13 protein-coding genes are annotated in these 15,216 nt (G+C 66.6%); 7 read left to right on the plus strand and 6 right to left on the minus strand.

Annotation, left to right across the window (positions count from 1 at the left end):
* Positions 1-269: 269 nt before the first annotated feature.
* Positions 270-1,388: a prolipoprotein diacylglyceryl transferase family protein gene (locus ACEQZD_RS00830; RefSeq protein WP_370183409.1), complete on the minus strand. Its 1,119-nt coding sequence runs from the start codon at positions 1,386-1,388 to the stop codon at positions 270-272.
* A gap of 179 nt (positions 1,389-1,567) precedes the next feature.
* Between ACEQZD_RS00830 and ACEQZD_RS00835 the strand changes: the two genes are divergently transcribed.
* Both ACEQZD_RS00835 and ACEQZD_RS00840 read left to right on the plus strand, forming a co-directional pair.
* Positions 1,568-3,136, plus strand: a complete 1,569-nt coding sequence (locus tag ACEQZD_RS00835) for a GMC family oxidoreductase N-terminal domain-containing protein (protein ID WP_335628920.1) — start codon at positions 1,568-1,570, stop codon at positions 3,134-3,136.
* A 27-nt stretch (positions 3,137-3,163) separates the two neighbouring features.
* A complete protein-coding gene (locus ACEQZD_RS00840) occupies positions 3,164-3,745 on the plus strand; it encodes a hypothetical protein (RefSeq protein WP_335628919.1) in 582 nt (193 codons plus the stop codon).
* Here the strand turns inward: ACEQZD_RS00840 and ACEQZD_RS00845 are convergent.
* Both ACEQZD_RS00845 and ACEQZD_RS00850 read right to left on the minus strand, forming a co-directional pair.
* A complete protein-coding gene (locus ACEQZD_RS00845; RefSeq protein WP_370183410.1) occupies positions 3,742-4,284 on the minus strand; it encodes a YecA family protein in 543 nt (180 codons plus the stop codon). The two genes, ACEQZD_RS00840 and ACEQZD_RS00845, sit on opposite strands and share 4 nt — an antisense overlap.
* A 70-nt stretch (positions 4,285-4,354) precedes the next feature.
* The gene (locus tag ACEQZD_RS00850; RefSeq protein ID WP_370183412.1) at positions 4,355-5,452 is read right to left on the minus strand and encodes a diguanylate cyclase; all 1,098 of its coding nucleotides are present in this window, start codon (positions 5,450-5,452) and stop codon (positions 4,355-4,357) included.
* A 212-nt stretch (positions 5,453-5,664) separates the two neighbouring features.
* On the opposite strand from ACEQZD_RS00850, the gene ACEQZD_RS00855 reads away from it, so the two are divergent.
* The 5 genes from ACEQZD_RS00855 to ACEQZD_RS00875 all read left to right on the plus strand — a co-directional run bounded on the left by ACEQZD_RS00855 (position 5,665) and on the right by ACEQZD_RS00875 (position 12,099).
* A complete protein-coding gene (locus tag ACEQZD_RS00855; RefSeq protein WP_370183415.1) occupies positions 5,665-6,762 on the plus strand; it encodes an acyl-CoA dehydrogenase family protein in 1,098 nt (365 codons plus the stop codon).
* A gap of 11 nt (positions 6,763-6,773) precedes the next feature.
* Positions 6,774-7,982, plus strand: a complete 1,209-nt coding sequence (locus ACEQZD_RS00860; protein ID WP_370183418.1) for an acyl-CoA dehydrogenase family protein — start codon at positions 6,774-6,776, stop codon at positions 7,980-7,982.
* A 74-nt stretch (positions 7,983-8,056) separates the two neighbouring features.
* Positions 8,057-8,854: an SDR family oxidoreductase gene (locus ACEQZD_RS00865; protein WP_142948806.1), complete on the plus strand. Its 798-nt coding sequence runs from the start codon at positions 8,057-8,059 to the stop codon at positions 8,852-8,854.
* Between the two features lie 41 nt (positions 8,855-8,895).
* Entirely contained in the window at positions 8,896-9,771 is an 876-nt protein-coding gene (gene ttcA / locus ACEQZD_RS00870; protein ID WP_228548032.1) for a tRNA 2-thiocytidine(32) synthetase TtcA, read from the plus strand.
* Between the two features lie 162 nt (positions 9,772-9,933).
* Positions 9,934-12,099, plus strand: a complete 2,166-nt coding sequence (locus ACEQZD_RS00875; protein WP_335628916.1) for a malate synthase G — start codon at positions 9,934-9,936, stop codon at positions 12,097-12,099.
* Between the two features lie 95 nt (positions 12,100-12,194).
* On the opposite strand, the gene ACEQZD_RS00880 is transcribed toward ACEQZD_RS00875, so the two are convergent.
* The 3 genes from ACEQZD_RS00880 to ACEQZD_RS00890 form a co-directional block, all read right to left on the minus strand.
* A complete protein-coding gene (locus tag ACEQZD_RS00880) occupies positions 12,195-12,965 on the minus strand; it encodes a hypothetical protein (RefSeq protein ID WP_370183475.1) in 771 nt (256 codons plus the stop codon).
* Between the two features lie 80 nt (positions 12,966-13,045).
* Complete coding sequence (locus tag ACEQZD_RS00885) at positions 13,046-14,713, minus strand: toxin-antitoxin system YwqK family antitoxin (RefSeq protein WP_370183421.1); 1,668 nt, start codon at positions 14,711-14,713, stop codon at positions 13,046-13,048.
* Complete coding sequence (locus tag ACEQZD_RS00890) at positions 14,710-15,216, minus strand: hypothetical protein (RefSeq protein ID WP_370183423.1); 507 nt, start codon at positions 15,214-15,216, stop codon at positions 14,710-14,712. Before ACEQZD_RS00890 ends, ACEQZD_RS00885 begins: the two co-directional genes overlap by 4 nt.

A 15,216-nucleotide genomic window follows, 5' to 3' on the forward strand; every position in this document is an offset into this window, starting at 1 on the left:
GTGAATCCATCCCTGGAGGCTTGTGTTCGGCTCCCTGCCTCACACAGTCCTGGACCCAAGCACCGAGACCGAACCTCCTGAATGGCGCCAGCCGCCACGGCCGCTACGAAGCAAGGTTTGTGGGAGCGGGCTTGCCCGCGAAAGGGAGCGAAGCTCCCGGCAGGATCCCAGAGAGACCTCTAACGGCAGCACAAACAAGGTCTCTGGAATCCCGCCGGGTGGCTGGCGCCACCCTTTCGCGGGCTGGGCCCGCTCCCACAGGTCCGTTCCTACACGCTCGATTCGGTGGCCGGGGCGGGGTCTTTGGAGGGTTCGGGGTGGCAGCCGGCCTGGCCGCGCCAGTCGGGGGCCAGGCCGAAGCGCAGTTCGCCGGTGGTGATGGTGCTGGTGCCGGAGAAGAAGAACATGCCCAGGGTGATCAGCTGCAGGCTGAGGATCACGCCCGGGCGCCACAGCGCTTCCAGGCCGGCGCCGAGGGAGGGCGCGGCCGCCGTGGTGGCCGGCAGCAGCAGGCTGATCAATACGCCGTAGCCGGCGGCCAGCAGCGCCATGCTCTGGTAGGCGGAGAAGCGGCGGCTGCCGCCGCGGTAGTCGGCGCGCAGGAATTCCGAGTAGACCCGCCACAGCTGGCTGCCCACCAGGGCGAGGGCGAACGCCGCCGCGTACAGGCCGTGGAAGAACAGGCTGGTGCAGAGCAGCGCCAGGGCGGTGTGCAGCACGCAGGTGACCGCCTGGATCGGCACCACGCTGACCGCTTCCATGTCGCCGGCGAAGGCGATCTTCTTGGTTTTGCCCAGGAACACGTGGTTCAGCCGGCCGAAGCAGCGCTTGGCCCAGCGTGGCGCCAGGTGCACCGGCTTGCCGTAGCAACAGCCGAAGCTGATGCAGGCCAGGCGGCCGACGCCTTCGCCGAGCACATAGGCGATCGCCATGGCGGCGAGCAGCGGCATGATCGGCAGGGCGGTCTGCCAGGTGGCGCGGGCGATGGCGTCCGCGCCCCATAGAAGCAGGGGCGCCAGCAGGATACCGATGAAGCTGGCGCCGCCGACGGTGAAGCCGTGGCGGTTCTTCTCCACCACGCTGGCGATGATCTTGGCCGCCGGCAGGCAGATGGCGAGCACCCCGGCGGTGAGCCCCAGGGCGATGGCCAGCGGCACCCGCGAGGCGCCGGTGAGCACGATGAAGGTGGCCACCCCCAGGCCGCCGGCGAGGCCGGTGAACAGGCCGTAGAAGGTGAGGTTGAGGCCGCGCCAGGAGCCGTCGCTGTTTTTCGCCAGGGGCAGGGAAGCGACGAATTGCCAGCGCTCGCGGGGCAGCTCCCGGAACAGCACCCGGTAGACGACGGCGAACACCACGGCCAGGGCCAGTATCAACAGATCCGCGTGCATGGTTTTCTCCCGTGAACGTTGTCCCTTGATCGGTACCGGCAGGCTAGGTCGGCGTCGGGACGCGCCGGTGACAGCGGAGTGACGGTTCGGTGACCGCCGCCGCGTGGACAAGGCGCGGTGACCGAATTATGGTGCATAAAAAAGCACTGGTGCCCGCACGGGCACACGGGGGATAAACCATGGAAAGGGTAAGCACGCTGATTATCGGCAGCGGCTTCGGCGGTGCCGTGATGGCCTGCCGGCTGGCGGAAAAAGGGGACAAGGTGGTGGTGCTGGAACGCGGACGGCGCTGGCTGCCGGAGGACTACCCCAGCGTCAGCCAGCGCGACTGGTTGTGGGACGAGGATCAGCCGGAGCAGCAGAACGGCTGGCTGGATTTCCGCTATTTCGGCGACATGAGCGTGGCGCTGGGCGCGGGGGTCGGCGGCGGCTCGCTGATCTACGCCAATGTCAGCGTGGCGCCGCCGCCGGAAGTGTTCGAGCACGGCTGGCCGGAGGCGATCCGCTTCGACACCCTGCGCGAGCATTTCCGGGTCAGCGGCGAAATGCTCAATGTGCAGACCCTGCCGGACCATCAATGGACTCCGCGTACCCGCCTGATGCACGAAGCCGCCGACAAGCTCGGCCAGCGGCACCGCTTTCGCGTGGTGCCCCAGGCGATCAGCTTCGATCCGGACTGGCACGACGGCCTGGACAACGCCTACAGCTATGCGCGCAGCAAGACCTGGACCAACGCCCAGGGGCGCACGCAGGGCACCTGCGTGCACTGCGGCAACTGCGACCTGGGCTGCCCGGTGCAGGCCAAGAACACCCTGGACCTCAACTATCTGGCGCGGGCCGAGCAGAAGGGCGCGGAGATCCGCCCGCTGCACCACGTGCGCTGGATCCGGCCGCTGCAGGGCGGCGGTTACGAGGTCGGCGTCAACGACCTGGACGCGCGCGCCTGGCGGCTGATCCGCGCCGACAAGGTGATCGTCGCCGCCGGCAGTGTCGGCTCCACCGAGTTGCTGCTGCGCTGCCGCGATCAGTACAAGACGCTGCCCAAGCTGAGCCGGGCGCTGGGGCGGGGCTGGACCAGCAACGGCGACTTTTTCACCCCGGCGTTTTATCCCGACCGCGATCTGGCGCCGAGCCGGGGACCGACGATTACCTCCGCCATTGATTATCTGGACGGCAGCGATGGCGGGGCGCGCTATTTCGTCGAGGACGGCGGCATTCCGGATCTGCTCGGCAACCTGCTGCGCCACGCCGGCAAACACCCCAAGCTGGCGCGCACCCGGCTGGCGGCGGCGCTGCTGGAATACCGCCGCGACAACACCCCGTTCGAGAACATGATGCCCTGGTTCGGGCAGGCCCGGGACGAGCCGGGCGGCCGCTTCTACCTGGGACGCCGCTGGTACGCGCCCTGGAAGCGCGACCGCCTGCGTCTGAGCTGGGATTGCCGCAAGGCGGAGCAGGCGGTGCAGGGGCTGGCGGACCGCCATCTGGCGCTCACCGAGGTCACCGGCGGGCGCGCCAACACGCCGGCCACCTGGCGCTGGTTCAAGAACCTGATCACGCCGCACCCGCTGGGCGGCTGCAATATGGCCGATACCGTGAAACAGGGTGTGGTCAACCACGCCGGTGAGGTGTTCAATTATCCTCAGTTGTTCGTGGTCGACGGCGCCACGGTGCCCGGCTCCCTGGGGCTGAACCCGTCGCGGACCATCGCCGCGCTGGCGGAGCACGCCGCCGCGCAATGGCGCTGAACCCTATCCGGCAGCAAGCGAGACCTTATGAGTGACGACAACCGATACCATGTACGCCTGACCGGCGAGCTGATGGGCGGCGCCGACGCCGACCGGGTGGCGGCGAACCTGGCGCGCCTGTTCAAGATGCCGGAAGAGAAGGCCGCCTTGCTGGTCAGCGGTAAACCACGGGTGGTCAAGAAGGACGCGGACGAAGCCACGGCGCGCAAATTCCAGGTGGCCCTGCGGCAGGCCGGCGCCCGCTGCGAGCTGCTGCCGGTGGACGGTGGAGCCGCGACAGCCGCGTCGCAACCCACCGCTGCCGCCCCGGCCGCCCCGCAAGCGGAGGGCTCAGAGGCCGCTGTAGCCCCGGCGGCGAGCGCCGATCAGCGCAGCGGTGATATTGAAACGGTGGGCACGATTCGTACCGGCGGCACCGGTTTCAGTGGTGCCTTCGAGGTCGCGCCGGTGGGGGCTGACCTGGACACTTCAGAGCGTGGTCAGCCGGCGGCGGCGCCGGATATCAGTCATCTGTCCATGGCTGAACCGGGCGCTGATTTGGAGCCGCTCAAACAGGAGCAGGCAGTGGTGGTGCCGGATATCAGCCACCTGTCGATCAAGCCGGATTAGCCCTGGGGGCCGTCCGGCCCCTGGAAGTGCAGCATCATTTCTTCCAGCACGTCGGGGATGCCGTTGGCCATCTGCCGTACCAGCTGGCTGTCGTTCCAGACTTCGTCCAGCGCCGGGTCATCGTCGACGCCGGAAATCAGCAGCATCGGCAGCAACCAGGTGGCCATGGGGTCGTCATCCTCGTCGCTGTGCCAGCGTTCTTCATGCAGCAGCATGCCGCTCAGGAAACCGGCGCACCAGGACGCCAGGTCGGCGCCGTCGTCCTCGCGATAAGGGTCGAGCAGACAGGGCAGGTTGATGCGCTCGCCGCCCAGGGTGTCGGTGAGCAGCCGACCGCGCAATTCGTCCAGCGCCCCGGCCACCGCCTCCGGCAAGGACATCTCCAGCGCCAGACCGAAATCCGCCGGGCCGTCGTAGGGCCCCACGGTGAAGGCGCAAATCAGGCCGTGGGTTTCCACCCAGGAGGGGGCCTCCTCGCCCTGGCCGGCGAAGTAGGTTTCCACGGTGTGTTTCAGGTGGGGGTTGGAAATTCCGCTCATACTGTCGCCGCTGCCGTTAATTGGGACGGCAAGGATACCCGCTTGCCGACGCCCCTGAAACCGGCGCCCGCTAGCAACTGGTGCGCAGGGTGTCGCGGCCGGCGGCTTTGGCCTGATAAAGCGCCTGGTCGGCCCGTTCGATGAACGCCAGCGCGGACTCGCCCCAGTGATGGCCGGCCAGCCCGCAGGACAGGGTGATCCGCAGGGACGGGTCGAAGTCATAGCGCTGCTCGGCGAACTTTTCCTTCAGGCGGGTCATGGCCGCCTCGCAATCCGCGTGGTCGGATTGCGGGAACAGCACCACGAACTCCTCGCCGCCGTAGCGGGCGAGCACGTCGGAGCGCCGCAGGCACTGGCTGGCGAGCGCGGCGAAGCGTTTCAGCACCTCGTCCCCGGCGGGGTGGCCGTAGGTGTCGTTGATGCTCTTGAAATGGTCCAGGTCCACCACCGCGATGTGCAGGGGAATGTGTTCGCGGTCGGTGCGGGACAGCTCCTCTTCCAGCCGCTCGAGGAAGTGGCGGCGGTTGAACAGGTCGGTGAGTTCGTCGCGGATGGCGATGCTGGCCAGCCGGTCGTGGGCCTGGCGCAGGGATTCACGCTGGGCGCGGAAGCGCTGCTGCAGATTGTGGATATAGCCGCCCATGTAGACGAACCAGGCGAGGATCAGCGCCAGCACGCCCCACTGGCTCAACGACAGGGCGAGAATCTGGGTCAGCGGCAACTGCACCCACTCATAGACCAGCAGCACCGTGAACGACAGCTGGGCGCTCGCCGCCATCACGATTTGCTGGCGGCGGTCCAGGGAAAATACCCCGAACGTCATCATGATCAGGTAGAGACTGAGCAGGGCGCCGCGCAGCTCGCGGGCGTAATAGAGCAGCAGGGTGATCACCACGATACCGGCGAACATCTGCACCATGGTCAGGCTGGGGTCCTTGAAGCGCTCGGTGAAGCCGCTGCGCACCAGTGCGAACACCACCAGGTTGGCGGCGAACAGGCTGCCGAAGATCAGCAGGTGGGGCGTGCGCGGATCGAAGGCGGCGATTTCCACGCCCACCACGGTGCCGGCCCAAAGCAGCAGATAGGAATAGATGGCCATGAGTTGCCGGCGCAGCCGCAGGGCGCGCTCGGGACGGTGGGAAAGAACCAGCTTTATGTTGTTATTCAATGCAAAGGCCCGCCTGGTTTTTGCCACCCCTGGCTGCTTCTCAAGGTGTCCGGCCCCTGAGATGAACGCTGCATCTCATACTTTATCATTGTGTCATAGTTCACACTTTAGTCTTTGCTGGTACCAAAGCAAGGGTATGACTTGCCGGTCACACCGAAATAGTGCCAGACTCGTCGAGTTAAACAAACGTTTGATTGGTTTATGAGGATGCCATGTCCACCGATTTGCCTATCGACCTGAGATTGTCCGAGGAGCAGCGCATCAGCCGCGAAGGCATGCGCCGCTTTGCCTCCCAAACAATGGCGCCCGGCGCCCGTGCCGCCGATGAAGCGGCCGCCGCCGACCCCGGGGTGCTGGCGGGCATCGCCGGCTTCGGCCTGACCCTGATGAGCCTGCCCGAAGCCCTGGGCGGTGCCGGCCTGCCGCGCTCGCCGATGGGCAATGTGCTCGCCTGCGAGGACCTGGGGGAGGGCGACCTGAGCCAGAGCCTGGCGGCGCTGGCGCCGCTGGGCGTGGTTAACGCGCTGCTGGACTTCGGCGACGAGGCCCAGCACGAGGCCTGGCTGCCCCGTTTCGCCAGCGAAGCGCCGGTGCCGGCGGCGGTGGCGCTGGCGGAGCCGCGCGCCACCTTTGAGCCCGGCGACCCGCACACCCGCGCCCGCCGCGACGGTGACGATTATATCCTGGATGGCGAAAAATGCCTGATCCCGCTGGTCGAACAATGTCAGCTGTTCCTGGTGGTGGCCGTCACCGACGACGGCCCGGCGGCGTTTATCGTCGAGGCGGACAGCCCCGGCCTGAGCCGGGCGCGGCAGGATTACATGGGCCTGCGCAGCGCCGAGCCGGGCACCCTGACCCTGGAAGGGGTGCGGGTGCCGGCGTCCCAGCGTCTCGCCAACTTCGATCTGGAGCGGCTGGTGAGCCTGTCGCGGATCGGTCTGGCGGCGCTGGCCACCGGGTGCTGCCAGGCGGTGCTGGAGCAGTGCGTGCCCTACGCCCTGGAGCGCAAGGCGTTCGGTGAAGCGATCGCCCGGCGCCAGTCGGTGGCCTTCATGATCGCCGACATGGGCATCGAGATCGAAGGCATGCGCCTTCTCACCTGGCGGGCCGCCAGCCGCGCGGAACAGGGCCTGCCGTTCCAGCGCGAAGCCTACCTGGCGTTTCTGCAGAGCATGGAAAAAGCCATGCGCATCGCCACCGACGGCGTGCAGGTGTTCGGCGGCGCCGGCTTCGTGCGCGACTACCCGCTGGAAATGTACTACCGGAACCTGCGTGGCCTGTCGGCCCTGCACGGCGCGCTGATGGTGTGAGGAGAGTTGCCATGATCAATTTCGAACTGCCCAAGTCCCTGAAAAATCTTCAGAACATGACCCACCAGCTCGCCGAGCAGGGGTTCCGGCCGATCTCGCGCAAATACGACCGCATCGAGCATGGCGACACCCCGGCGGAGCTCAAGCCGCTGGCGCAGATGATCGCCGCCGGCCGCCCCCGTGGCGGTGGCAAAAGCGACAAGGCGGACGCCGATCCGGAGGCGGTCAAGAACGGCAGCAACCTGATGGGCATCGTCAGCGTCGAGGAGATGTGCTGGGGCGACACCGGCCTGATGCTGTCCCTGCCGGCCTCCGGGCTGGGTAACGCGGCGATCCAGGCGGTCGGCACGGCGGAGCAGAAAGAGCAGTACGGCAAGCTCTACTGCGCCATGGCGATCACCGAGCCGGGCGCCGGCTCCGATTCGGCGGCGATCAGCACCACCGCCCGCCGCGACGGCGACGAGTGGGTGCTCAACGGCGAGAAAATCTACTGCACCGGCGGCCAGCGCTGTGACGCCGTGGTGGTGTGGGCGACCCTGGACAAGTCACTGGGCAAGGCGGCGATCAAGTCGTTCATCGTGCCCCGGGACAACCCCGGAATGCAGCTGGCGCGGGTCGAGGACAAGATGGGCCTGCGCATCTCCGATACCGCCGCGCTCTCCTTCACCGAGTGCCGGATTCCCCTGGACCATGTGCTCGGCTCGGCGGAGATCGCCGACACCGAGGCGGCGCGCAAGAAGGCCTTCGGCGGGGTCATGCAGACCTTCGACAATACCCGGCCGATGGTCGCCGCCATGGCCCTTGGCGTGGCCCGCGCCGCGCTGGAAATCACCACGGAAATCCTGGAAAAAGAAGGGGTTAAGGCGGATTTCTCGAAATCACCTTATAACTCCAGTGCGATTGAACTGGAGCTCTACCGCCTGGAGGCGGACCTGGACGCGGCCCGTCTGATGACCTACAAGGCGGCCTGGATGGCGGACAACGGCCAGGCCAATTCCAAGGAAGCCTCCATGTGCAAGGCCAAGGCCGGCCGCATGGGCAACGACGTGACGCTCAAGTGCGTGGCGCTGTGCGGCGAGCTGGGCTACTCCGAGCGTTACCTGTTGGAGAAGCTGGCGCGGGATTCCAAGATCATCGACATCTTCGAAGGCACCCAGCAAATCCAGCAACTGATCGTCGCCCGCCATCTGCTGGGGCTGTCCTCCCGGGAACTGAAATGAGTCGCGGCGGCCGGCCGATCTGCTAGCATGCGGGACATTGATACGCATTCAATGTCCCATTGCAGGAGACCGGCATGTCGTCATCACTGGCCGATCAGGTGATCTGGATCACCGGTGCCTCTTCCGGCATCGGTGAAGCGGTGGCTTCCGAATACGCCCGCTACGGCGCCAAACTGGTGCTCTCGGCGCGCCGCCGCGAAGAGCTGGAGCGGGTGCGCGCCGGGCTGGTCAACGCCGACGAGCACCTGGTGCTGCCGCTGGACCTGACCGACCAGGACGCCATGGCGCCGGCCACGGAAACGGTGCTGCGGCATTTCGGCCGGCTCGACCAGGTGGTGCATAACGGCGGCATTTCCCAGCGCTCGCTGGTGCGCGACACCGACATGGCCGTGGACCGGCGCATTATGGAGGTGAACTACTTCGGCGCCGTGGCGCTCACCAAGGCGGTGCTGCCGGCGTTCATCCGCCAGGGCGGCGGCCGCTTCGTGGTGGTCACTTCGCTGGTGGGCGAGCTGCCCACCCCCAAACGCTCCGCCTACAGCGCCAGCAAGCACGCCCTGCACGGCTTCTTCGAGGCCCTGCGCGCCGAGGAATTCGACAACGGCGTGCGCGTGACCCTGGTGCTGCCGGGCTTTATCCGCACCCAGGTGTCGGTCAACGCGCTCACCGCCGACGGCAGCGCCCAGGGCCGCATGGACGACCTGCAGGCCAACGGCATGGACCCGGCGCTGTGCGCCCGGCGCCTGGTGGAGGCCGTGCAGCGCGGCCGCGATCAGGTTATCATCGCCGGCCGCGAGGGGGCCGGGCTCTATTTGAAACGCTGGTCACCGGCCCTGTATCGTCGCGTGATTCGCAAGGTCAAGGTGACCTGAGCCTTTTCCACCATTCGTTCTCCGCTATCCGACAGCCGACTATGAGCACCGCCGATACCTTCGCCGACACCCAAATGGACGCCAAGCACCGCACCCGTCTCAACAAGCTGCAGAAGAAGCTGCGCCGCGAGACCGGCCGGGCGATCGCCGACTTCAACATGATCCAGGACGGCGACAAGGTGATGGTGTGCCTGTCCGGCGGCAAGGATTCCTACACCATGCTGGAGATTCTGCGCAATCTGCAGCACTCCGCGCCGGTGGATTTCGAGCTGGTGGCGGTGAACCTGGACCAGAAGCAGCCCGGCTTCCCGGAGCATGTGCTGCCCGAATACCTGGAAAAAGAAGGGGTGAACTACCATATCCTGGAAAAGGACACCTATTCCATCGTCAAGGAGAAGGTGCCGGAGGGGAAAACCACCTGCGGCCTGTGCTCGCGCCTGCGGCGCGGCAGCCTGTACGGCTTCGCCGAGGAGATCGGCGCCAACAAGATCGCCCTCGGCCACCACCGTGACGACATCGTGGAAACCCTGTTCCTGAACATGTTTTTCGGCGGCAAGATGAAAGCCATGCCGCCCAAGCTGCGCAGCGACGACAACCGCAACGTGGTGATCCGCCCGCTGGCCTACTGCCGGGAAAAGGACATCATCGAATTCGCGCGCTACAAGCAGTATCCGATTATTCCCTGCAACCTGTGCGGCTCCCAGGAGAACCTGCAGCGCCAGGCGGTGAAGGACATGCTGCGGCGCTGGGACAAGGAGCACCCGGGCCGGGTGGAGAGCATCTTTTCCTCGATCCAGAACATCGCCCCCTCGCAGCTGGCCGACACCAGCCTGTTCGACTTCGAGCACCTGGAACAAGGCCAGAACCAGGGCGGCGCCGGCGCCCACCGGCTGGACGTGGTGAACCTGTTCGGCTAGTGGTCCATGCGGCTGGACCACCAGGTGACCGGCCAGCCGCGCGTGCCACATGATTCGCGCCGCCGTTTCCGCTAAAATACGCACCGCCCTGTGGCCGGCAGGGTGGCCGCCCGCCGCCCCGGCCCTCTCTCTTTGCACTCTCGACCTGAAAGGTAGGAGCACATGACCGATCGAATCAAAAAAGGTGGCCTTGAGATTGCCGCCGAACTCCATGACCTGGTAGCCAACGAGATCGCTCCCGGCACCGGTGTGGAGGCGGATCATTTCTGGACGCAGATGGAGACCATCCTGGCGGACCTGGTGCCGCGCAACGAGATGCTGCTCACCAAGCGCGACCAGATGCAGGAAGTGATCGACGTCTTTCACATGGAGAAGAAGGGCGCCAAGATCGACTTTCAGGAGTACAAGGAACTCCTCGAAGAGATCGGCTATCTGCTGCCCGAAGGCGAGGATTTCAAAGTGGGTACCGCCAATGTGGACGAGGAAATCGCCCATATCGCCGGTCCCCAGCTGGTGGTGCCGGTGCGCAACGCGCGCTTCGCCCTGAACGCGGCCAACGCCCGCTGGGGCAGTCTCTATGACGCCCTCTACGGCACCGACATGATTTCCGACGAAGGCGGGGCCGAGAAGGGCGGCGCCTACAATCCCAAGCGCGGCGACAAAGTGATCGCCTGGGCCCGCGATTTCCTGGACCAGTATTTCCCGCTGGCCGACGGCTCGCACAAGGACAGCACCGGCTACGCCATTGTTGACGGCAAGCTGGTGGTGCGCCTGAAGGACGGCGAGAGCGGCCTGAAGGACGAAAGCCAGCTGCAAGGCTACCGCGGCGACGCGGGCAAGCCGGACGGCGTGCTGCTCAAGCACAACAACCTGCACGCGGAAATCCAGATCGACGATCAGCACCCGATCGGCGCCGAGGACCCGGCCCACGTGAAGGACGTGCTGATGGAGTCCGCCATCACCACGATTCAGGACTGCGAGGATTCCGTGGCCGCGGTGGACGCCGAAGAGAAGGTCGAGGTGTACCGCAACTGGCTGGGCCTGATGAAAGGCGACCTGAGCGAGAGCTTCGAGAAAGGCGGCCAGCGCGTCACCCGTGATCTCAACCCGGACCGCGAATACACCGCCCTGGACGGCTCCACCCTGACCCTGCAGGGCCGCTCCCTGCAGCTGGTGCGCAACGTGGGCCACCTGATGACCAACCCGGCGATCCTCTACAACGGCGAGGAAATCCCCGAGGGCATCATGGACGCCATGATCACCGTGCTGGCGGCCATGCACGACCTGAAGAAGACCGAAGGTCCGCGCAACAGCCGCACCGGCTCCGTGTACATCGTGAAGCCGAAAATGCACGGCCCCGAGGAAGTGGCCTTCGCGGTGGAGCTGTTCGAGCGCGTCGAGGACGCCCTCGGCTTGCCCGAGAACACCCTGAAGATCGGCATCATGGATGAAGAGCGCCGCACCACCGTCAACCTGAAGGAGTGCATCCGCGAAGCCAAGGACCGCGTGATCTTCATCAACACCGGCTTCCTGGACCGCACCGGCGACGAGATCCACACCTCCATGCAGGCCGGTCCGATGGCGCGCAAGGGCGACATGAAAGGTCTGCCCTGGATCAACGCCTACGAGAACTGGAACGTGGACATCGGTCTGGAGTGCGGCCTCAAGGGCGTGGCGCAGATCGGCAAGGGCATGTGGCCCAAGCCCGATGAAATGGCGGAAATGATGGCCACCAAGGCCGGCCACCCGAAAGCCGGCGCCAACTGCGCCTGGGTGCCGTCACCGACCGCCGCTACCCTGCACGCCACCCACTACCACGAGATCAACGTGCAGGACGTGCAGGATCAGATCGCCAAGCGCGAGCGCGCGTCCCTGGACGACATCCTCACCATCCCGCTGCTCGACCGCGAGCTCAGCGCCGAGGAAATCCAGCAGGAGCTGGACAACAACGCCCAGGGCATCCTCGGTTACGTGGTGCGCTGGATCGACCAGGGCGTGGGCTGCTCCAAGGTGCCCGACATCAACAACGTGGGCCTGATGGAAGACCGCGCCACCTGCCGGATCTCCAGCCAGCACATCGCCAACTGGTTGATGCATGACGTGGTCAGCAAGGACCAGGTGATGGAAACCATGAAGCGCATGGCCAAGGTGGTGGACGAGCAAAACGCCGGCGACCCGACCTACACCAACATGTCGGATGACTTCGACGGCAGCCTGGCCTTCAAGGCCTCCTGCGACCTGGTGTTCGAGGGCGCCGAGCAGCCCAGCGGCTACACCGAGCCGGTTCTGCACCGCCGTCGCCTGGAGCTGAAAGCCAAGCGCGGCTAAGCCTTCGCGACGCTTGCAGCACCATGAAAAAGCCCGGCCTTGAGCCGGGCTTTGTTGTTTGTGGAAGCGGGCGGGGCCCGCTCCCACAATTCGCTTTATTCGCCGCCGATCTCCACTTTGACTTCCAGGGGCAGGGAAAAGCGGTCGCTGCGCGTGCTGGCGCCGCCCAGGCCGGTGGCGGACTGGCTTTCGCTGACGGTGATCTGCCCGAGCGGCTGCCACTGCCCCGGCGTCACCACCAGGGTGCTGCTGGCTTCCTGGGTGCGGGCGCTCCGTCGGCCGGCGGGTTCGTCGAAACGCTGTTCGATGGTCAGGCGCACCCGGCCGTCGCTGGTGACCACCGGGGTGATGTCGATGCCCTGTTTGAGCGCCAGCAGCGCCGGGAACTGGGTGCCGGTGAGGGCCACCAGGCTGCCCTGGCTAATGCCCGCCGGGTGGCCGGACAGGGTGTTGATGCTGTAGCGGTCCTGGCGGCGGGTGGTGACGGTGTTGGCGCCGGCGTGCACGCTCTGGCCGTTGATGCGGATGTCGCCGCCGGCGCCGCTGCTGTCGCCCTGGCGGCGCAACTGCACGGTGACGGTGCGCGGCACCTCGGGCATGTCGCCGAGGGCGCCGAGAATCTCATCGAAGTTGCGGTCGTTGGTGCGGATCACCAGCTTGCCCTGGTAGGCGTTGGCGTAGCCGCCTTCGGGCAGCAGCGGGCGGATCACCGGCAGCACCGTTTCGGCGTCGGCGCGCTGGATCACATGGATCGACATCTCGTCGGCGCGGGCGGCGCCGGACAGCGACAGCAGCACCAGCAGGGCCAGAGCAAGACGTCGGGCCCGGGAGCCGCCGGGTAGCGGTGGTGGTGGCAGTAACGGCATCACGAAAGTCCCTGTTCGGCTGGAACCCGCATCATAGCCATAAGCCGCCGTCGCTGAATACCGGTCGGACAGGGCGCGCTCTAGGGCGTCACCCGGCGTCCGTCCTCCCAACGCGCTTTCACCAGCTCGCCGTCGCGGTCCCGCAGCCAGCCCTCGCCCTGGCGCTGGCCGTTCCGGTAGGGGGTAATGCGCTCCACGCGGCCCTGGGCGTTGTATTCGACGAAACGGCCATGACGCTGGCCGTCCCGGTAGTGGCCTTGCAGAAGCGGGTAGCCCTGCGGCGTGGTCTCCCGGTAAGGGCCGTCCAGCCGGCCGGCCTGGAAATGGGCAAAGGTGTGGTTGCCGTTGAGGCTGATCTCGAACACTTTGCCCTGGCGCTTACCGTTCTTGAAGGTGGCGCGGTAGCTCAGTTCGCCGTCCTGGAAGCGCTTCCAGGTGCCGGTGGCGTCGCCATGGTCGTAGTGCCGCTCGGCGATCAGCGCCCCGGAGGCGGAACGCAGGCGCCACTCGCCGTGCAGTTCGCCGTCCACGTAGGTGGCGGTTTCCTGCTCGCCGGTGTCGCGCAGGGTGTGCCATTCACCGACCGGCACGCCATCGCGATAGCGGCCGGATTCGAGCACTTCGCCGTCGGCGTTTTCAGTGCGCCAGGGACCATGCTGTTTGTCTTGCCGGTAGTGCTTATAGGTCCAGCGCTCCCCTTTCGGGCCGCTGCGCTCGCGGACCTCGCCGTCCAATCGGCCCTGTTTGAAATGCGACACCGAGATCAGACGGTCCTGGTCGTCGTAGCCGCGCCAGGTGCCGGTGCGCAGGCCGTCGACCATGCGGCCTTCTTCGCGGCCGCCACCGTATTGGCTGACGATTCGGTGCCCCTGGGGGATACCGTCCACGTCATGCTCCAGGCGTACCACCTTGCCGTTCCTGAAACCGGTGGTCCATTCGCTCTTTTCCCGGGGATAGCTCAAAACCACGCGTTCGGGCGGGCCGCCGCCGTCGTGATCGGCGATCACCCGCAGCCATACCGGCGCATCGTTGCGGTAGCGGCCCTGGGCGTCGCGCTGGAAGCTGGCTTCGCGCCGGCTGTAGCGCCCTTCGCGGTCCTTGCTCCAGGCCATGAACACGCCGGGGGCGGTATAGCCGGCGTGGCCGATGCGCTGGCCGTCGCGGTCATAGCGATTGTAGAAGTGGTCGTAATCGCCGTTTTTATAGCGACGTTCCTCGTAGATCTGGCCGCCTTCCGGGCCGCCGCCTTCGCCGTAATAATTGATCCGCATGCCGTGGCGGGCGCCGTCCTTATAGGGCAGCTCAAGCAGCAGGTCGCCGTCTTCGTCGTAGCGCTTTTCGGTGCCGTCCAGTTTGCCGGCGGTGTAGGGCTGGAGCTTTTCGATCCGGCCGTTCTCGAAGTATGAGATAACATCGCCGTCGAGGCGGCCCTGGTCGTCACTGTGGCCGCGCTGTTTGATGTCGCCGTCGGGATACAGGTAGCGCCAGTCGCCGAACCAGTCCGCGTCCGGGCCCGCGCCGGCGCGGGCGCCTTCCGCGTAGAGCGCGTCGTTTTCCCGGTAATAGGCGCGGTACAGATAACCGGGGCCGTCGGGGTTTTCCGGTAACGGCAGATCCACGTAGTAGAGCGCCTGTTCCGGCGCTTTCGCCGGGGAGTCGTACTGGGTGAAATAGCGGCGCTCGGCGTGGCCGGTGGCGGCCAGCATCAGCAGCAGGGGCGCCAGCGCCAGCAAACAGCGGTGTTTCATTGTGGCAACTCCGGCAGTTCCGCGGTCAGGGTGCGGCTTTGCGGGTCCCGGCCACGCAGGAAGCGGACTTCCTTAACCGGGCCCCAGAAGCGGTGCACGCCGTTCTCGTCCTCGCCAAGCGGCTGCAGCGCCAGGCTGGTGTCGTCGACGGCGGCGAAGTCCAGGTGCGCGATACCGCCGCAGTCGTCGCCCAGCACCACGCCGTTGTCCCCCTCGAAGCGGGCGCAGCCGGGGGCGTCCGGGGTCAGGGTGACGGTCTCCACCCGGGTAGGGCAGCGCGCCTCGACGGTGATCCTGCGGTCGTAGAAATAGCGGATCTGATCGTCCTCGGTGCGCAGCTCGAAGCCGGGCCGGGTGCCCCGGTCCCGGTCGCCGCCGGCCCAGGTGAAGCGCAAGGGCGTGCCGTGGTGGGCGGCGCCGTCTTCCGGCGTCAGCGTGCACAGGCGCAGGCCCGCCGGGCCGGTGACGCGCAGCCGGTTTTGGTCCTGGCCGCTCAGTTCCAT

The organism is Alloalcanivorax sp. (genome assembly GCF_964221125.1).
GTDB lineage: Bacteria > Pseudomonadota > Gammaproteobacteria > Pseudomonadales > Alcanivoracaceae > Alloalcanivorax > Alloalcanivorax venustensis.